Origin of the sequence: Sulfitobacter geojensis, assembly GCF_000622325.1 — a bacterium.
GTDB classification, from domain to species: domain Bacteria; phylum Pseudomonadota; class Alphaproteobacteria; order Rhodobacterales; family Rhodobacteraceae; genus Sulfitobacter; species Sulfitobacter geojensis.
In genome coordinates this window covers 2905580-2922998 of sequence record NZ_JASE01000005.1, presented here as the reverse complement: position 1 = coordinate 2922998, position 17419 = coordinate 2905580, and the positions used below count along the sequence as shown (strand labels likewise).

Genomic DNA, 17419 nt, shown 5'->3' with positions numbered 1-17419 from the left:
CAAAAAGAGGGGAAAATGGGCGTGATGGAGTTTGACCATATCGCCGTGGCGGGTGAGACCTTGGCGGCGGCGACGCAGCATGTGGAGCGGGCCTTGGGGCTGACGCTTCAGCAAGGGGGCGAGCATGCGGTGTTTCACACGCATAACACGCTGCTGGGTCTTGAGGATGGTTTGTACCTTGAGGCGATTGCGATCAACCCTGCGGCACCGGTGCCCGATAGGCCACGGTGGTTTGATCTGGACAATTTCACCGGTGGGCCGCGTTTGACCAACTGGATTTGCCGGTGTGATGATCTGGACGCGACCCTTGCCAGCCTGCCTGCGGGGTTCGGCGAACCCGTGTCCTTGCAGCGGGGGGATCTGCGCTGGCGGATGGCGGTGCCTGCGGATGGTGTCTTGCCATTTGATAACTGCGCGCCCGCGTTGATTGAATGGGAGGGCGATGCCCATCCGGCGGCACGTTTGACCCCGTCGGGGGCGCGTATGACGTCGCTGACGGTCTGTCACCCCGAAGCTGATGCATTGGCTGCGCTGCTTGGGCCGCATCTAAAGGACCAGCGCGTGCGCTTTGACACCGGACCTTGCCGGCTTGAGGCAGAGTTTGATGTTGCAGGGGAAATCCGCAGGCTGACTTGATTTTGATGTAGAAACGGTCGCATTCGCCCTGACTTCTTTTCCCGCAGGGGTTAAAGTCATCCCATGTCGATTTGGCTCCGCATATCCGAAGCGCTTTCCGCGCTGACCTCCGGCGAAGGGTTGGGCGCGGTTTTCGACCGTCTGCGCAGCCCGCCGGAACGCTCGGTCGCCTTCACCATTGCCGTGATCGCATTGGGGGCGAAAATGGCCAAGGCGGACGGGTTGGTGACCCGTGACGAAGTGATGGCCTTTCGTGAGGTTTTCCAGATTGCCGAGGGCGATACCGAAGGCGCAGCACGCGTTTTTAACCTTGCCCGTCAGGATGTTGCGGGATTTGACGATTATGCCCGCCGCATTGCCAGCATGTTTCATGACCAGCCGGAAATGCTGTGCGATTTGATGGAAGGGCTGTTTCACATTGCGATGGCCGACGGCATGTATCACCCGAACGAGGACGCGTTTCTGGAAGATGTGGCGCGGATTTTCGGCATGTCCGAAACCCGTTTTGCCGCCCTTAAGGCACGGTTCGTGCCTGATACCTCGCCTTTGCCGCATAGCGTTCTGGGGATCGCCCCGAATGCCACCCAGGAAGAGGCCCGCGCAGCCTGGCGTAAACTGGTGCGCGACAACCACCCTGATGCATTGGTCGCACGCGGTCTGCCGGAAGAGGCCATTCGCATGGCCGAAAAACGCATGATCGACATCAACCGCGCATGGGCGACCCTGTCGGGCAAGACCGCTTGATGCGCATCGCCACCTATAATGTGGAATGGTTTTCAGCGCTCTTTGATGACGCCAATCGCTTGCACAATGATGACGGATGGTCGGCCCGTTACAACGTGACCCGCGCGCAGCAAACTGCCGCCCTTGGCGTGGTGTTTCAGGCGCTGGACGCGGATGCGATCATGGTGATCGAGGCTCCCGATCAAGGCAGCAAGCGATCGACGGTGGCGGCACTTACGGAGTTTGCCGAACACTTTGACCTGCGGGCAAACGCGGCGGTGATCGGGTTTTCCAATGATACGCAGCAGGAAATCGCGCTGATGTATGACCCCACCGTGATGCGGGTGCGCCATGATCCGCGCGGCGATATCGCCGGTCCGCAAGGGGCAATAGGCGCGCCGCAGTTTGACGGGGCCTTGCGCATTGATCTGGACGTGGATGCGCATGAAGATTTGGTCGTTTTCTCAAAGCCGCCGCTGGAACTGGCAGTCGAAACCCTGTCGGGGTTCCGGTTCCGCATGATCGGGGCGCATCTGAAATCCAAAGCACCGCATGGCGCGCGCAACGACGCTGAAGCGTTGCGCATCAATATTGCCAACCGGCGCAAGCAATTGGCGCAGGCGATCTGGCTGCGCGGGCGTATTGAGTCCGATCTGGCCGATGGGACACCGTTGATGGTCTTGGGCGATCTGAACGACGGGGTGGGGCTGGATGAATTCGAGAACCTGTTCGGCCGCTCCTCGGTCGAGATCGTGATGGGCCACGGGCAGGATCAACCGTTGTTCGATCCGCATGCGCGTCAGGCGCTTTCACGCAGGTTGGGGGCGATGCCGACGTCGGCGCGATTCTGGATCCGGCAGGAAAAACGGTTTTTGCAGGCCTTGCTGGATTACATCATGGTCACCGATGACATCCGCGCCAAAGGGGCGAATTGGCGGATCTGGCATCCGCTGGACGATCCAGAGTGCTGGAACACGCCCGCGCTGCGCGACGCGCTTGTGATGGCATCGGATCACTTCCCGGTCACGATTGATCTGGACGAAACTTTGTAATTTCGCGCCGATTACCCTATATTCGGGGTATGAAACAGCTGATCCCCTTTGCCCTTGCCGCAACCATGTTCACCCCTGCCGCCCACGCGGAAGAGGCCCCCGGCCTGTCCCTGATGGAGCGGGGCGCACAGATGTTTCTTGAGGGGATCCTGAAGGAAATGGAACCTGCGGTCGAGGATTTGCAGGATCTGGCCGATGACATGGGCCCGAAGCTGTCCGAGCTGCTGGACGAGGTCGAGGATTGGAGCGTCTACATGCCGCCAGAGGTATTGCCGAATGGCGATATCATCATCCGGCGCAAACCGGACCACCCGATGACGCCACCGGACGCGCCCACCGAACCTGCGCCGCAGATCGACCTTTAGGCGATCATTCTGCGCTTGGTTTGCGTTCTCTTACCGTTTTGATTTCAACCTCGGCCCCCAAGGACGCCGCCAGCGAGTTCAACCGCGCCTCTGCCACTTCGCCGAACAGCGGCAACATGTCAGAGGTCAAACGCAGTTGAAGCTGCTTTTTCTTCGAAAACCAGCGGATTTCGCCGCGGTCTTCATCGGGGTTCATCCACAGCATCGCGCCAAAGCGCATGGCCTTGCCCAGTATTTCGGCATCGGCCCGCTGGGTTTCGTCCAGCATCTCATAGAGATCACTGAACCGCGCGTTTTCGCGTTTGTTGGAATAGCGGTGCAGCAGTGCCAAACCCAGAAAAACCCGTTCCGCATGTTTCAGCCCGCCCAGATTGGCGCGTGTGGCATTGTCAAAACAGACCTCGGCGCGGTAATCGGGATGCGCGCGCCAGCTGACGTCATGCAACAGGCACGCCGCCTTGATCAGCCGTTTGCGCGGGGCGGGGGCGGATTTATACAGGGGCAGGATCAGATTATACAGCGTCTTGCCGAACCCCGGCATCCGCGCGTCCTTGGCTTCGGCAAAGCGGCAGGCCTCGATCAGCGGGTCACGATCGCGCAAGCGTTGCGGCATCTGTTCATACAGCATGCCCTCGCGGATGCCATAGCTGGAAATCGCGATGTCCTTGGGGCGAAAGGTCTGGACCAGCCGTGACAGCACTTCGGCGGCGAAAGGCACCAGCGCCATCCGGCTTGAAGATACGCCCGCCGCAGCGCGCAATTCTTCTGGATCGGTTTCCTTGATGTATTTTACCGTGGCGGAAACCGCCCGCGGCGTCATGCGGTATTCATGCAGCACCTGCAACGGATAGCCCCGCCGCAGCATGTCGATCCGTGCAATGGCCCGCCACGAGCCGCCAACCAGAAACAGACGGTCGCGCTGCGCTCCCATTTTGTCTTTCAGCTTGTCGATGACGTCGCTGATATGGGCCTTGCGTGCCTTGGCACCGCCTTTGATGTCGCGCAGTTTCAGCGGGCCAAGTTGCGACGTCATGCGTTTGCCAACACGGCCGCCGGAAATTTCCGCCAGCTCCATAGACGAGCCGCCAATGTCGCAGACCAGACCGTAGGCACCGGGCCAGCCCAGTAACACGCCCTGCGCGGAAAGCCGCGCTTCTTCCTCGCCGTCGATGACCCAGATGCGCAGACCGGTTTCGCGCAAGACTTCGTCGCAGAAATCGCGCCCGTCGCTGGCATCGCGCACCGCAGCCGTGGCCACGACCGAAAGTTCCGACAATCCCATGCCATCGGCCAGCTTTTTGAACCGGCGCATCGCGGACAGGGCCCGCACACGGCCTTCCGGTGACAAATGGCCGCTTTCGGCCATGCCCGCGCCCAAGGCGCACATGATTTTCTCGTTGTAAAAGTAAGCAGGCGATCGCGCCGCACCGTCAAACACCACCAAACGGACAGAGTTTGACCCCACATCTACCACACCAACCCGCGCCAACGCCCGTGCGGACGGGTCTTCAAACAGCGGTTTACCAAATAGACCAAGCTCGGCAATGCCGGTTTCGGGCACCGCGTAAGGAAGCTTTTCGGTCGGATCTGCCATGCGCACTCCTTGGGCTGTCGTTACGGCGCAAGATGGGTCAGAGCCGCCCTTGGGTCAATCCTTTACGCGCGGTAAATATTCTTGGGGGATCAGTCTTCGGTATGGGTCAGTTTTGGCACATCGGATGCGCCTGCTGATCCGCGCCCTGAAAGGGACGGGTTTTCCATAAAGAACCGGTGGCAGTTAAAGGTAAACTGCCCTTCCTGAAAGGCGGGGCGATGGAAGCTGCCGTCAGGGGCCATGATCCAGCTTTGCGCCACATCGGCCAGATTGGCCGCCATGATCTGGCTGACGATTTGCGCCTTCACGGTCTGGTTCTCGATCTCGACCAAGGTTTCGACGCGCCGGTTCAGGTTGCGCCCCATCCAATCGGCAGATGACATAAAGACGCGCGCTTTTTTATGCGGCAGCCCCGCGCCATTGCCAAAACAGACAATCCGCGAATGTTCCAGAAACCGCCCGACAATGGATTTCACGCGGATGTTTTCAGACAGACCCTTGATGCCCGGGCGCAGCCCACAGATGCCACGGATCACAAGGCTGATCTGCACACCGGCCTGCGATGCGGCATAAAGCGCGTCGATCACTTCGTCATCAATCAACGAATTCATCTTGGCCCAGATCATCGCGGGCCGGCCGGCCGTTGCGTGATCCGCCTCGGCCGCAATCATCTCAAGCAGGCGGGGCTTGAGCGTGGTGGGCGAAATGGCAAGGTTATCAAGACTGTCGGGCTGGGCATAGCCGGACAGGTAATTGAACACTTTGGTCGCGTCCCGCCCCAGTTTCTGATCGCAGGTGAACAGCGAAAGATCGGTGTAAATCCGCGCCGTGATCGGATGGTAATTGCCGGTGCCATAATGGGTATAGGTCACCAGCTGGTTGCCTTCGCGCCGCACCACAGTCGAGATTTTCGCGTGGGTTTTCAGATCGATAAATCCGTAAACCACATGCGCACCTGCGCGCTCCAACCGGCGTGACTGGCGGATGTTGGCCGCCTCGTCAAAACGCGCCTTCAGCTCGACCAATGCGGTCACCGACTTGCCGCCTTCGGCCGCTTCGCACAGGGCTTCGACAATCGGGCTGTCGCGCGACGTGCGGTACAACGTCTGCTTGATGGCGACGACATTGGGATCACGCGCAGCCTGCGCGAGAAACCGCACAACCATATCAAAGGTTTCGTACGGATGATGCAGCAGCATGTCTTTCTGGCGGATCGCTTCGAACATGTCGCCGTCATGGTCCTGCACGCGTTCGGGGATGCGCGGGCTGAATTGCGGCCACAGCAGATCGGGGCGCGCATCCGTCACCAGTTCGGACAGGTCGTCCACGCCAATCATCCCGTCGATTTCGATGACATCGCGATCATGCACGCCCAGCTCGGCCATGATCACCGCCTTCAGCTTTTCGGGGGCACCGGCGGAATGGGTCAGCCGCACAACCTCGCCGCGGCGTCGGCGTTTCAGTGCAACTTCGAATTCGCGCACAAGGTCTTCGGCCTCGTCCTCGACCTCTAGATCACTGTCGCGCAGGACGCGGAATTCAAAGTGGGATTTCAGTTTATATCCCGGGAACAGGTCGGGAATATGGATCACCAACAGATCCTCAAGCGGCAGGTAGCGCAGCGTGCCCTCATCGGCAGGCAAGGCCACAAAACGGTCGATCTGTGCAGGGATGGGCAGCAAGGCTTGCAGCGGGCGTTTGTCGCTGGAGCGTTCCAGTTGCAGCGCCAGTGCATAACCGGTGTTGGGAATGAACGGGAACGGGTGCGCAGGGTCGATGGCCAGCGGGGACAGAACCGCAAACACCTGATTTAAAAAGACATCCTTGAGAAAGGCCAGATCGCTTTTGCTCAGGTCGGCAGTGTGTTCCAGATAGATGTTTTGCGCATCCATTTCGGCCATCAGGTCCACGAGCACCCGCTGTTGCGTCTGCATCAGCTTGCGCGCATCTTCGTTGATCAGCACCAATTGTTCCGCAGGGGTCAGCCCGTCATAGGCGGGGGTGGTGTTGCCGGCTTGGGCCAGCTCGCGCAGGCCCGCAACGCGCACGGTGTAAAACTCGTCCAGATTGTCCGCCGAAATCGACAGGAACCGCAGCCGTTCCAGCAAGGGCACGCGCGGGTTTTGGGATTCTTCAACCACCCGCCAGTTGAAACCCAGCCAGCTGAGTTCGCGATTGAAATACCGCCCTGGTCCGGTGAGATCCAGATCAGGCATGTCGACGCTGGGCGGGAAGGCGCCCGTCAGAAAATCGGTTTGTGTCATGGCGGCCTTATGGGGCAGGTTTGTAATGGGATTGTGACAGCAGTATCAGGTGTTTGGGGGGGCTTTGTCCAGCACAGCCGCGGCAAGTTTGATGGTGATCGGTTTCTTGCGCGCAAGGCTTGCCGCGTCCAGACGGGCCACCAGATCGATAGCGGCAGCAAAGGACCGGTCCATGCGCCCCAACAGATAGGTGATCAGCGCAGGTTTCGGCATGAGCTGCCGGTCGGCCAACAGTTTTACCAACAGCGCCGCCAGCAGCGCATCATCAGGCGCTTCAAGGGCGGCAGCCGTTGTGCCTTGCAGGCGGCTCATCAGGTCGGGCAGGTGCAATCCCCAGCCCGCAACGGGCGGCGTGCCGGTCAGCAACAGGGTATGACCCTCGGCCAATGTCATGTTGTGCAGGTGGAACAGCGCCGTCTCGGCCTCGGAATTGCCGGCAATTGTCGGGATGTCCTCGACCGCGACGGGGCCTTGGGCCAGCGTCGGGATGTCGGCCTCCTGCACATCGGCAGCCTTGATGATCGTGGCATTTGAAACGGTCGCCCAGACATGGGTGAGATGGGTCTTGCCCGCGCCCGTGGGGCCGGTCAGCACCAGTTTGCCGCCCGCCCAATTGGGCCAAGTGTCGATCATCGCCAAAGCCATGGCGTTGGACGGGGCGGCGAAAAAGGCATCCCGCCCCAGCGCGGTCCGGCTGGGCAGGTCAAATCCGAGTTGTTCTGCCATGTCAGTCCTGATCGCTCGGGGCGGTGCCCTGATACAGCAGGCTTTGGCGGTACTGCGACACCGCGAACCGTGCGATGACGCCGATGGCCGCCGCCAGAGGAACAGCGATCAGCATGCCGACAAACCCGAACAGCGTGCCGAAGACCGATAGGGACAGGATCAGCCAGACAGGGTGAAGCCCGACGGAATCGCCCACAAGCTTGGGCGTGAGCACATTGCCCTCAATCACCTGCCCAAGGATGAAGACACCGGCAACCATGCCGATGGAAACCCAATCGCCCCAGAACTGGAACAGCGCCAGACCAATGGCCAGGGTGCCCCCCAAAAGCGCCCCGAGGTAGGGAATAAAAGTGACCAAACCGGCGATAAACCCGACGACAAGACCGAATTGCAGGCCGACCAGCATCAGCGCAATGGCGTAATAGGTGCCAAGGATCAGACAGACCGTGCCCATTCCGCGGATGAAAGAGGCCAGCGTCCGGTCGATCTCTGCGGCCAGCCTGCGTACCGTATCCACGTGATCGCGTGGCACCAACCGGTCGATGGCTGCGACCATCCGGTCCCAATCCAGCAGCAGATACACGGCAACCACCGGCACGATCACAAACAGGATCACGATGTTCAGGATGGAGGCAAAGGACGCCACAGCTGTCTGCAACAACTCGCCGCCGCGTTCCTGAATTGTCGCGCCGATCGAGGCCAACGAAGTACTCAGGGTCGATGTGTCATCCAAAAGGGCTGGAAAGCGGGTGGTCAGGAAGGTGGTGAAATTTTCGAACAGCTGCGGGGCCGTCTGCACAAGGCTGATCGCCTGTTTGACCAGCGTCGGCACCACCAATAATGCCATCGCCACAAAGATCAGCACGCCGATGATGGTAATCACCGCTGTCGCCAAAGCGCGGCTAAGGCCCATGCGTTCAAGCTTGTCCGCCACCGGATCAAGGAAATAGGCAATCGCGCCACCCAAAAGGAAAGGCATCAGCACATCGCCCAGAAACCACAAGGCGACCAGAAACACCGCCGTTGCAACGCCCCAGTATTTCAGTTGTTCTCTGATCGGCAATGCCATGGTGTTCTCCGTTAAATTCCTTACTGACATTGCGCGAAAGGGGACGTGTTTCAAGGGCAGGCGGGCCGAATCCTTGCCGGTTCAGGGGGAATCCCAGTCTTGTTCAGGGGAAATCCCGTCTTGGGCCCGTTGTCGCGTCGAAATTCAGCCCAACACGCACCTTGACTTGACCGGCAGGACGTCACCACATCCCACCAAAGGAGATCAGAATGATGCGCAGCGAATTTGACAGTGAACTGGAAGCGCGCCTTGTGCGCTATGCCGAGATCGACAGCCAGAGTGACGCGGCCTCTACCAGCCAGCCCAGCACGGACATCCAGCTTGATATGTCGCGCCTGTTGGTTGGCGAACTGACCGAGATGGGCGCGCAGGATGTGCGCCTGACGGATTATGGCGTCGTACTGGCAAGCATTCCCGCCACCGCCGAGGGGCCGGTAATGGGCTGGTGCGCGCATGTGGATACCGCCCCGCAATTTAACGCCAGCGGTGTGAAACCGGTGGTGCATCGCGGCTATAACGGCGGTGATATCACCTTTGCCGATGCGCCTGATCTAAAACTCTCGCCCGAAAATTCGCCTTATCTGGGGCAGAAACAGGGGGAGGATATCATCACGGCAAGCGGCCTGACCCTGCTTGGCGGGGACGATAAGGCAGGCGTCGCCATTGCGATGACCGCTGCACGGCATTTGTTGGATAACCCGCAGATCAAACATGGCGCAATCCGGCTGGCCTTTACCCCCGATGAAGAAATCGGGCGGGGTGTGGACCCGCGTTTACCGGCGGATTTCGGCGTTGGTTTTGCCTATACATTTGACGGCGGCAAACCCGGCGAGATCGAATTCGAGACGTTTTCGGCAGACGGCGCGGTGGTGCGGGTTACGGGGGTGTCAGCGCATCCCGGTTTTGCCAAAGACAAAATGGTGAATGCGCTGCATCTGGTCAGCAAGATTGTGATGACCCTGCCGCAGGTCACGATGACGCCGGATACGACAGAGGGCACCGAAGGGTTCATTCATGTGTCCGAGATCAACGGCGGGTCGAGCGCTGCGGAAATCGTACTGATCATCCGTGATTTCGAGCTGGAGGGCCTTGCGGCCAAGGGTGATTTGTTGCGTCAGATCTGCGCGGCGGTTGCGGCGGGCGAACCACGCGCGCAAATCACCTGCGAGATCACCCCGCAATACCGCAACATGCGCTATTGGCTGGAAAAGGACATGACGCCGGTCGAACTGGTGCGCGCGGCGGTGAAAGATGCAGGGCTTGATCCGGTGTCCGTGCCTATTCGCGGCGGCACGGACGGGTCGCGCTTGACCGAAATGGGTGTGCCTTGCCCGAATGTTTTTACCGGCATGCAGGAAATCCACGGACCGCTTGAGTGGATATCGGTGCAGGATATGGCGCGGGCGACCCAAGTGGCGATTGCGCTTGCCCAACGCGCGGTGACCTGAAGGGGCGGGCAAGCCCGCGTTCGATTTGATTAATTTTCCTCAAGGGAAAATTTGATGAGGGCTCTGCCCTCAAACTCCCGCAGGATTTAAGGCCAAAAAGAGAAGGGCAATTGTGTTGGCGGCTGCGTTCAATTAGGCAGCGGGGGAATTGTATCGCGTTTTCGAGGAGCGACCCCATGCGTCTGAGCCGTTATTTTCTGCCTGTGCTGAAGGAAAACCCCAGCGAGGCGCAGATTGTCAGCCACCGGTTGATGTTGCGCGCGGGATTGATCAAGCAATCTGCGGCGGGGATTTATTCGTGGTTGCCGATGGGCTTCAAGATCCTGCGCAAGCTTGAGAATATCGTCCATGAAGAGCAGGCGCGGGCCGGGCATCTGGCGATGTTGATGCCCACGATCCAGTCTGCCGACCTGTGGCATGAAAGCGGGCGGTATGACGCCTTTGGCGACGAAATGCTGCGGATCAAGGACCGGGGCGGCCGCGAGATGTTGTTTACGCCTACGGCGGAGGAGTTGATCACCGATATTTTCCGCTCTCACGTCAGCAGCTACAAGGATTTGCCACTGACCATGTATCAGATCCAGTGGAAATTCCGTGACGAAGTGCGGCCCCGTTTCGGGGTGATGCGGGGGCGCGAGTTTCTGATGAAGGACGGGTATAACTTTGACCTGACGAAGGAAGATGCGTTGCATGCCTACAACCGCCATCTGGTGAGCTATCTGCGCACCTACGAGCGCATGGGCTTGCAGGCGATCCCGATGCGGGCGGATTCCGGTGCGATGGGCGGGGACGATACCCATGAGTTTCTGGTTCTGGCCGAAACCGGTGAGTCGGAAGTGTTTTATGACAGCGCCGTCACAGACCTGAGCTTTGGCGATCGCGAAATTGATTACAGCAGTGTTGAAGATTGCGCCGCGGTGATGGAAGAGTTCACCACGAAATACGCGCGCACTGACGAAACCCACGATGAGGCGCTGTTCAACGAAGTGCCGGAGGAACGTCGCCGCACGGCGCGGGGCATCGAGGTCGGGCAGATTTTCTATTTTGGCACCAAGTATTCCGAAGCCATGGGCGCAACGGTGCAGGGGCCGGACGGCAAGAACCAGCCGGTGCATATGGGCAGTCACGGCATCGGGGTCAGCCGTCTGTTGGGGGCGATTATCGAAGCCAGCCATGACGACAAGGGCATCATCTGGCCCGAAGGCGTAACACCGTTTCATGTGGGTATCGTGAACCTCAAACAGGGCGATGCGGAAGCAGATGCGGCTTGCGAGGCGCTTTATTCCGCGCTGACGCTGATGGGGCTTGAGCCGCTATATGATGATCGCAACGAACGCGCAGGGGGCAAGTTTGCCAGCATGGATCTGATTGGTCTGCCGTGGCGGATTACCGTGGGGCCGCGCGGGTTGAAAAACGGTGTGGTCGAACTGACATCGCGCCGCACCGGTGAAAGCGAAGAAATGCCGCCAGAAGCCGCGGTGCAAAAGCTCGGTCAAATCTATGCCGGCATTGCCTGACGTACAATGATCCTGCGCGGTTTGACCTTGGCGGGTGGGATTGCCGGGGCGGCGGCGACGTCGCAGTTCCCGGAGTTTTCCCAGCAATATGCCCAGCGGTTGGGCGGGGCTGTTGATGCACTGGCAGAGGTGGTTGCGGATTTCGATGCTTCCGCTGCGGCAGTGGGGCTGGACCGTTCGGAAGCCTTGGCGCAGATGCAGGGCAGTGCGTTTTTGCAGCGCCGTCAGGCGGATATGGCACAGACCTTTGTGCGCTATGACCGGCTAAGCGCCGATCTGGCCGCGCTGGAGGGGCAGGGGCCGTTCATGCGTGCCTACAACCTGCCGCGTCTGCGGGACGCACAGATTGCGCGGGCCGCGTGGGACGCATATCAGCCTGCGGTGCCGTTGAATTTTGCCGGGATCAGCTTTGCCGTCATCGGGTTTATTTTGGGCAGCGCGGTGCTGGGGTTGTTGTTCAAACTGTTGTTCTGGCCGTTTCGCCGCCGTGCAAACCCCGCTTGACCGTCCCCAACCAACCCGCCACTTTGCGCGATAATAATCAGGAGCCCCTGCATGGCGCAAACGCCCCCCTTTGCCCCCTTTGAATGGATGATCGCATGGCGATACCTGCGTGCGCGCCGCGCCGAGGGCGGCGTCAGCGTGATGACATGGATCAGCCTGATCGGGATTACGCTGGCGGTCTTTGCCTTGATCGCGACCCTGTCCGTACGTTCCGGGTTTCGCGCTGAATTTGTGGATACGATCCTTGGGGCGAATGCCCATGTCACGGTCTACCAGTTTGGCGAAGTGGCGGCGAACGGGCAGATTGACCGCACCATCACCGATTACGAAGCCCTTGCCGAACAGGTGCGCGCCGTGCCCGGTGTTACCCGTGTGGCCCCGTTGGTGCGCCAGCAGGTGATGGCGAACAAGGGGCAGTCGAACGCGGGCGTCGAGGTCTTTGGCATTGCGGCGGCGGATCTGAAAACCATTCCGCGCATTGCGGTTTCCGAACAGGCGCAGGGCGACATCAACCGTTTTGACGAAGGCATCGCCATTGGCACCGGCGTGGCCCGCAGCCTTGGTGTGACGGTGGGCGACCGGATCAAACTGATCTCGCCCAACGGGGTGAAGACCGCCTTTGGCACCAGCCCGCGGGTCAACGCCTATGAGGTGGTTTATATCTTTTCTGCCGGCCGCTATGACATCGACCGGACGCGCGCGTATTTGCCGATCCTTGAGGCGCAATCCTTCTTTAATCGCGAGGGCGTAGCGGACGAACTTGAAGTGATGGTTGAAGAGCCGGAGCAGGTGGATGCAATGGCCTTGCCGTTGTTGCAAGCGGCCGGCGCGCGGGGGCAGATCTGGACGTGGCGCGATGCATCTGGATCGTTCCTGAACGCGCTTGATATCGAGGACCGGGTGATGTTTGTGATCCTGTCCGTGCTGGTGTTGATTGCCGCAATGAACATCGTATCAGGGTTGATCATGCTGGTGAAAAACAAAGGCCGCGACATCGGCATTTTGCGCACGATGGGTCTGACGCAAGGGTCGATCATGCGGGTGTTTTTCATTTGCGGTTCGTTCACGGGGATCATCGGCACCGCGATGGGCGTTATCCTTGGCTGCCTGTTTGCGCTTTATGTGGATCAGATTTTCGGATTTGTGAACTACCTGTCGGGCGGCACGGCGTGGGATGCCTCGGTGCGCGGCATCTACTTCCTGCCTGCGAAACTCCAACTGGGGGACGTGCTGTCGGCGGTCGCCCTGTCGCTTGGCCTATCCTTTATTGTCACCATCTTTCCCGCCCGCCGCGCGGCCGCGATGAACCCTGTAGAGGCACTGCGGTATGAGTGATCCGATCCTTCAGCTCTCAGGTATCACCAAGGCCTATAATGCGGGCAAACCTACCGAAGTGCAGGTGTTGCAGGGCATAGACCTGTCACTTGATGCCGGCGAGGTTGTTGCGCTGGTTGCCCCGTCGGGGGCGGGTAAATCAACGTTGCTGCATATCGCGGGGCTGCTGGACACGCCTGATGGCGGCACGGTGCAGATCGCAGGCGAGGACATGACCGGCCAGACCGATCGCCGCCGCACCCGCATGCGCCGTGCGGATGTCGGGTTTATCTATCAGTTCCACCACCTGTTGCCGGAATTTTCGGCCCTTGAGAACATCGTGCTGCCGCAGCTGGCGAATGGTGTCGGGCGCGGCGAAGCCGATGCCCGTGCGCGGGACTTGTTGGACAAGGTTGGTATCTCGGCGCGCGCCGATCACCGCCCTGCCGCCTTATCGGGGGGCGAACAACAGCGGGTGGCGTTTTGCCGTGCCTTGGCCAATGCGCCGAAACTCCTGCTCGCGGATGAACCCACCGGAAACCTTGATCCCGCGACGTCGGATCAGGTGTTTGGTGCCCTGCTTGATCTGGTGCGCGCAACAGGGTTGTCCGCGTTGATCGCCACCCACAACCTTGAACTCGCCGGCCGCATGGATCGCCAGATCCGCCTTGAGGCGGGGCGACTTGTGCCGCTCTGACACGCATCCTTGCTTGACGCAGCCAATGCTGATGCGCACAGTTGTTCACGGCCATGTGACAGGGGCATGCAACAAGGGGTGAAGATGGCGCAAGTTTCGCTGGAACAAATTCAACGTACCGTTCAGGGCGCGCTGCTGACGCATGGTGCGGATGCCTTTGCCGCCGCCGAGGTGGCCCGCGCCGTGACCGCCGCCGAAGCGGTCGGGAACAAGATTTGCGGGCTTTACTACGTTGAAAGCTACTGTCTCCAGCTGACATCGGGGCGCGTCAAAGGGGATGTAACCCCCACTGTCAGCACCCCGCGCGGCGCTGCCGTGCATGTAGATGCGCATTTCGGATTTGCCCAACCTGCCTTTGCCTATGGCTTGCCTGTGGCGCTGGATGCGGCGCGCCAATCGGGCATTGCCTCCCTTGCTGTGGGCCACGCCCATACCTGCACATCGCTGGGGTATTTCACAGAACAGATTGCGCGCGCGGGGTTCATTGGTGTGGGGTTCACCAACGCCTCGCCCATCGTAGCAGCACCCGGCGGCAAGACCCGCGTGATCGGCACCAACCCCATCGCCTTTTCCGTGCCCGACGGGGCGGGCGGGATCGCCATGCAGTTTGATCAATCCACCACAACGGTCGCATTGGGCAAGATCACAATGGCGAAGGCCGCCGGCGAGACCATCCCCGAAGGTTGGGCCGTGGACGCAGACGGCAAGCCCACAACAGACCCCGCCGCCGCGATAGCCGGATCACTGGTGTCGATGGGGGGCTACAAGGGCTGGGGCTTTGGCCTGATGGCAGAAATTCTGGCCGCGGGGCTGGCCGGTGGCACCTTGTCGCGTGATGTAAAACCGTTGAAAGCCCCCGATGGCGCACCGCATGATCTGGGGCAGTATTACATCGTGATCGACCCCAGTACCGCCCCCGATTTCCAGGCCAAACTGACAGCCCTCAGCGCCGCCGCCAGCGCGGATGAAGGCGCGCGGATGCCCGGACAAAACAAGGCCTTGATGGATCCGGTTGATGTGCCGGATGCGGTGTGGGAGCAGATGCTGGCGCTTGCTAAACCTGCTGGGTAAGCCAGACCCCCGCCGCCATCAGCGCAATCCCCCCCGCGCGGGTCAGCCCCAGCGGCGACACCTGCGCGCCGAACAGGCCGAAATGGTCAATCGCAGCAGCTGAAATCAACTGTCCCAGCAATACAAAGAACACCGCATTGCCGATGCCGAAATGCGGCGCGATGAAGGTAATCGTCAGCACGTAAAAGGCGATCAGCGATCCGGCCAGAAACAGATGTTTCGGTGCGCTGGCAAAGCGGGCAAGCGCATGCGGCCCGGTCACGATCATCACGACAAGGGAGCTGGCAAAGGCCACCACAAACAACACGGTTGCGGCCGCCGCGGGGGAGCCGACATGACGCCCCAAAGCGGCGTTCATTGCTGCCAGAACCGGAATGCCGATCCCCGCAATCAACATGATCACTGCGTATTGGGCCATTTGTTGCCTTTCGGTTGGACGTACAGATGTTAAAGTTGATTTGAATCATGGAGTGACACGGCGCATCTGGCAAGCTGTGAACCATACCGCACAACAGGAGAGCACCATGCAGATCACCACAATTTCCCTCGCGGCCGCAACGGGGCTCGCCGTGCTGGTGGCCTGTGCGCCGGTGTCCATGCCGGAACCTTCCGAGGGGCGGGCGTTCTTTGCGCAGAACTGTGCCGCGTGCCACGGCCCTGCCGGTCGCGGCGACGGGTCGCTTAGCGGTGATCTGAACCCCAAACCGACGGACCTGACCGTTTTGGCGCGCGGCAATGGCGGCACCTTCCCTACGGCCCGTGCGCTGAGCTATATCTGGGGGGACCCGACCGACAATCACCTGATCCGCGTGATGCCCGAATTCGGCCCCGCGATGGCCGACGATCTGGTCCCGCTGGAGGTTGACGGCGTGATGACTCCGACACCGCGTGCCTTGGCCGCTTTGCTCAGCTATCTGGAAAGCATCCAGCGTTAACCACAGATTCCGCGCACATCAACCCCGTCCCACGGCAGGCGCACGTTCCATTCGCGCGACTGGGGCAGGGGTTTCACCGGCATCACCTGTGCAATCAACCCGTGCAGGCGTTTGGTGCGTGGACCGGTGGGCGCAAGGGCGCGACAGCAGACATATTCCTCGACAATAGATCCCTGCTGTTCAAAGCCGAAGTCGCCGAAGCTGCGCGGCGTGTCGATCTCGAACAGATAGGGATCCGCGCCGCCGCCATGTTCTGACGCGGCGCGCAGCGGCGAGTATCCGGTGCTCGCGCGGTTCTGCCATTGCCAGACATGGGTGATTTCATGCGCAAACAGCATCGCGGCAATCAACCCGATGGTGTCGGGGTAGTCCGGCAGATAATCCTCGATAAACCAGTCCTTATCGAACAAAATCCGGTTATACAGCGCGACCGCTGCAGGTTTACTGGTCACAATCTCGTCTGTGGGCGGGGGCAGGATCAGCTCGCGACAGGTGGTGCGCGGCCTTGGTTTGCGGCGAAACGTCACCGCACGGGTCGGCGCACCGTCATGCAGGCGCACACGGTCATAGTTCAACGTATCGCCGTGGATCGTGCCCAGAAACGCGCGTTCAGTGTCGGTCAACGGTCGGCTGGCACCGCAGGCACCCAGCAACAGGCACAAAAACAGCGCGCGCAGTAGTTTAGGCCTGATCATGCGGGGCCCGATCATCGGGCGAAGGTGGCCGTCGCCAGGGCCACCGGTTTGCCCGAAGGTTCCGCGATCAACGTGCAGCGGGCAAAGATCATCGACTTGCCCGCCCGCGTCACCTCTGCCTCGCAACGGATGCTGTCACCGGTGGCAGGGCGCAGGAATTGCGTGTCCAGCGTCACAGTGCCCAAGGGCGCAGGCGCGTCGAGATGGCCGAAACAGGCAAAAACCATCGCCGTGTCCGCCAAAGCCGCCAACGCCTGACCCGACACAATATCACCGATGCGTTTGATGTCGGGCGTGATGGGGATGCTCATCACCGTGCGCTCCGGTGTGATTTCGCTGATCACGGGGGACAGTGCCTTGACCCACGGGGCGAAGCCCTGATCAAGGATGGATTGGGCGGTTTCGGGTGTCATGTCTGCGGGTTCCGTTCTGCGTGGCGTGCGCCCACCCTAGGGCGTGATTTCGCAGGTGCAACCCACGCGCGCCCTTGGTCGGGGTTCACCCCTAGCCGCAGATGTTACTCCCGCCACTGCGTCAGACGAAACCGTGGTTGAATGCGCGTTGCACACCCTCACTTAGGTTGCGTCGAAGCCCCTTCCCCATGGGGGGAAGGGAAGGGGCTATGCGCCATAGGCGCATTGGGATGCGGTAACGGGTGTTGGGGCTATACAATTAAAGTAAATAACCAGGAATGTGGATCAATTTTGGAAGCTTAGACAACTCTCGATGATGGTTAGGGCAAAGAGCAATCATGTGATCATGATCAAAATGTTGTTTTTCCGCCCATTCAATTATGTGATGGTATTCTA

The 17419-nt window shown here is 60.3% G+C and carries 18 protein-coding genes; 11 read left to right on the top strand and 7 right to left on the bottom strand.

What is annotated here, in order from left to right; all coding sequences use genetic code 11:
* Window positions 1–21 precede the first annotated feature (21 nt).
* The 4 genes from Z947_RS0116265 to Z947_RS0116250 all read left to right on the top strand — a co-directional run bounded on the left by Z947_RS0116265 (window position 22) and on the right by Z947_RS0116250 (window position 2776).
* Entirely contained in the window at window positions 22–636 is a 615-nt protein-coding gene (locus Z947_RS0116265; protein ID WP_025045349.1) for a VOC family protein, read from the top strand.
* Window positions 637–699: 63 nt separating this feature from the next.
* Window positions 700–1380 carry a molecular chaperone DjiA gene (locus Z947_RS0116260; RefSeq protein ID WP_025045348.1) on the top strand — a complete coding sequence of 227 codons (681 nt, stop codon included), beginning with the start codon at window positions 700–702 and terminating at the stop codon, window positions 1378–1380.
* Complete coding sequence (locus Z947_RS0116255) at window positions 1380–2411, top strand: endonuclease/exonuclease/phosphatase family protein (protein WP_025045347.1); 1032 nt, start codon at window positions 1380–1382, stop codon at window positions 2409–2411. The genes Z947_RS0116260 and Z947_RS0116255 overlap by 1 nt, the downstream gene beginning before the upstream one ends.
* A 29-nt stretch (window positions 2412–2440) precedes the next feature.
* On the top strand, window positions 2441–2776 hold the full coding sequence (locus Z947_RS0116250; RefSeq protein ID WP_025045346.1) for a hypothetical protein: 336 nt from the start codon (window positions 2441–2443) through the stop codon (window positions 2774–2776).
* Window positions 2777–2780: 4 nt separating this feature from the next.
* Here the strand turns inward: Z947_RS0116250 and Z947_RS0116245 are convergent, their stop codons facing one another.
* The 4 genes from Z947_RS0116245 to Z947_RS0116230 all read right to left on the bottom strand — a co-directional run bounded on the left by Z947_RS0116245 (window position 2781) and on the right by Z947_RS0116230 (window position 8429).
* A complete protein-coding gene (locus tag Z947_RS0116245; protein ID WP_025045345.1) occupies window positions 2781–4370 on the bottom strand; it encodes a Ppx/GppA family phosphatase in 1590 nt (529 codons plus the stop codon).
* A gap of 89 nt (window positions 4371–4459) precedes the next feature.
* Window positions 4460–6634: an RNA degradosome polyphosphate kinase gene (locus tag Z947_RS0116240; RefSeq protein ID WP_025045344.1), complete on the bottom strand. Its 2175-nt coding sequence runs from the start codon at window positions 6632–6634 to the stop codon at window positions 4460–4462.
* Between the two features lie 45 nt (window positions 6635–6679).
* Complete coding sequence (locus Z947_RS0116235) at window positions 6680–7360, bottom strand: P-loop NTPase family protein (RefSeq protein WP_025045343.1); 681 nt, start codon at window positions 7358–7360, stop codon at window positions 6680–6682.
* A 1-nt stretch (window position 7361) separates the two neighbouring features.
* Complete coding sequence (locus tag Z947_RS0116230; RefSeq protein ID WP_025045342.1) at window positions 7362–8429, bottom strand: AI-2E family transporter; 1068 nt, start codon at window positions 8427–8429, stop codon at window positions 7362–7364.
* 212 nt (window positions 8430–8641) lie between these two features.
* On the opposite strand from Z947_RS0116230, the gene pepT reads away from it, so the two are divergent.
* The 6 genes from pepT (at window position 8642) to Z947_RS0116200 (ending at window position 14980) form a co-directional block, all read left to right on the top strand.
* On the top strand, window positions 8642–9877 hold the full coding sequence (gene pepT / locus Z947_RS0116225) for a peptidase T (protein WP_025045341.1): 1236 nt from the start codon (window positions 8642–8644) through the stop codon (window positions 9875–9877).
* Between the two features lie 176 nt (window positions 9878–10053).
* Window positions 10054–11394, top strand: coding sequence for a proline--tRNA ligase (gene proS, locus Z947_RS0116220; RefSeq protein WP_025045340.1), 1341 nt, complete (start codon window positions 10054–10056; stop codon window positions 11392–11394).
* Between the two features lie 6 nt (window positions 11395–11400).
* The gene (locus Z947_RS0116215; RefSeq protein WP_025045339.1) at window positions 11401–11898 is read left to right on the top strand and encodes a DUF2937 family protein; all 498 of its coding nucleotides are present in this window, start codon (window positions 11401–11403) and stop codon (window positions 11896–11898) included.
* Window positions 11899–11949: 51 nt separating this feature from the next.
* A complete protein-coding gene (locus tag Z947_RS0116210) occupies window positions 11950–13233 on the top strand; it encodes a lipoprotein-releasing ABC transporter permease subunit (protein ID WP_025045338.1) in 1284 nt (427 codons plus the stop codon).
* Complete coding sequence (locus tag Z947_RS0116205; RefSeq protein WP_025045337.1) at window positions 13226–13909, top strand: ABC transporter ATP-binding protein; 684 nt, start codon at window positions 13226–13228, stop codon at window positions 13907–13909. Before Z947_RS0116210 ends, Z947_RS0116205 begins: the two co-directional genes overlap by 8 nt.
* Before the next feature lie 84 nt (window positions 13910–13993).
* Window positions 13994–14980, top strand: coding sequence for an Ldh family oxidoreductase (locus Z947_RS0116200; RefSeq protein ID WP_025045336.1), 987 nt, complete (start codon window positions 13994–13996; stop codon window positions 14978–14980).
* Here the strand turns inward: Z947_RS0116200 and Z947_RS0116195 are convergent.
* Complete coding sequence (locus tag Z947_RS0116195) at window positions 14964–15398, bottom strand: DMT family transporter (RefSeq protein ID WP_025045335.1); 435 nt, start codon at window positions 15396–15398, stop codon at window positions 14964–14966. The two genes, Z947_RS0116200 and Z947_RS0116195, sit on opposite strands and share 17 nt — an antisense overlap.
* Before the next feature lie 106 nt (window positions 15399–15504).
* On the opposite strand from Z947_RS0116195, the gene Z947_RS0116190 reads away from it, so the two are divergent.
* Entirely contained in the window at window positions 15505–15915 is a 411-nt protein-coding gene (locus Z947_RS0116190; RefSeq protein WP_025045334.1) for a cytochrome c4, read from the top strand.
* On the opposite strand, the gene Z947_RS0116185 is transcribed toward Z947_RS0116190, so the two are convergent.
* Window positions 15912–16610 carry a hypothetical protein gene (locus Z947_RS0116185; protein WP_240477543.1) on the bottom strand — a complete coding sequence of 233 codons (699 nt, stop codon included), beginning with the start codon at window positions 16608–16610 and terminating at the stop codon, window positions 15912–15914. The two genes, Z947_RS0116190 and Z947_RS0116185, sit on opposite strands and share 4 nt — an antisense overlap.
* An 11-nt stretch (window positions 16611–16621) precedes the next feature.
* Window positions 16622–17023 carry a PaaI family thioesterase gene (locus tag Z947_RS0116180; protein ID WP_025045332.1) on the bottom strand — a complete coding sequence of 134 codons (402 nt, stop codon included), beginning with the start codon at window positions 17021–17023 and terminating at the stop codon, window positions 16622–16624.
* Between the last annotated feature and the right edge of the window lie 396 nt (window positions 17024–17419).

What these genes read in the sequence shown, in the direction of transcription:
- Z947_RS0116200 (WP_025045336.1), top strand. Translation starts at nt 13,994, where the DNA reads ATGGCGCAAGTTTCGCTGGAACAAATTCAACGTACCGTTCAGGGCGCG.
- Z947_RS0116180 (WP_025045332.1), bottom strand. Translation starts at nt 17,023, where the DNA reads ATGACACCCGAAACCGCCCAATCCATCCTTGATCAGGGCTTCGCCCCG.
- Z947_RS0116245 (WP_025045345.1), bottom strand. Translation starts at nt 4,370, where the DNA reads ATGGCAGATCCGACCGAAAAGCTTCCTTACGCGGTGCCCGAAACCGGC.
- Z947_RS0116255 (WP_025045347.1), top strand. Translation starts at nt 1,380, where the DNA reads ATGCGCATCGCCACCTATAATGTGGAATGGTTTTCAGCGCTCTTTGAT.
- pepT (WP_025045341.1), top strand. Translation starts at nt 8,642, where the DNA reads ATGCGCAGCGAATTTGACAGTGAACTGGAAGCGCGCCTTGTGCGCTAT.
- Z947_RS0116195 (WP_025045335.1), bottom strand. Translation starts at nt 15,398, where the DNA reads ATGGCCCAATACGCAGTGATCATGTTGATTGCGGGGATCGGCATTCCG.
- Z947_RS0116235 (WP_025045343.1), bottom strand. Translation starts at nt 7,360, where the DNA reads ATGGCAGAACAACTCGGATTTGACCTGCCCAGCCGGACCGCGCTGGGG.
- Z947_RS0116210 (WP_025045338.1), top strand. Translation starts at nt 11,950, where the DNA reads ATGGCGCAAACGCCCCCCTTTGCCCCCTTTGAATGGATGATCGCATGG.
- Z947_RS0116260 (WP_025045348.1), top strand. Translation starts at nt 700, where the DNA reads ATGTCGATTTGGCTCCGCATATCCGAAGCGCTTTCCGCGCTGACCTCC.
- Z947_RS0116185 (WP_240477543.1), bottom strand. Translation starts at nt 16,610, where the DNA reads ATGATCAGGCCTAAACTACTGCGCGCGCTGTTTTTGTGCCTGTTGCTG.
- Z947_RS0116240 (WP_025045344.1), bottom strand. Translation starts at nt 6,634, where the DNA reads ATGACACAAACCGATTTTCTGACGGGCGCCTTCCCGCCCAGCGTCGAC.
- Z947_RS0116205 (WP_025045337.1), top strand. Translation starts at nt 13,226, where the DNA reads ATGAGTGATCCGATCCTTCAGCTCTCAGGTATCACCAAGGCCTATAAT.
- proS (WP_025045340.1), top strand. Translation starts at nt 10,054, where the DNA reads ATGCGTCTGAGCCGTTATTTTCTGCCTGTGCTGAAGGAAAACCCCAGC.
- Z947_RS0116250 (WP_025045346.1), top strand. Translation starts at nt 2,441, where the DNA reads ATGAAACAGCTGATCCCCTTTGCCCTTGCCGCAACCATGTTCACCCCT.
- Z947_RS0116215 (WP_025045339.1), top strand. Translation starts at nt 11,401, where the DNA reads ATGATCCTGCGCGGTTTGACCTTGGCGGGTGGGATTGCCGGGGCGGCG.
- Z947_RS0116190 (WP_025045334.1), top strand. Translation starts at nt 15,505, where the DNA reads ATGCAGATCACCACAATTTCCCTCGCGGCCGCAACGGGGCTCGCCGTG.
- Z947_RS0116230 (WP_025045342.1), bottom strand. Translation starts at nt 8,429, where the DNA reads ATGGCATTGCCGATCAGAGAACAACTGAAATACTGGGGCGTTGCAACG.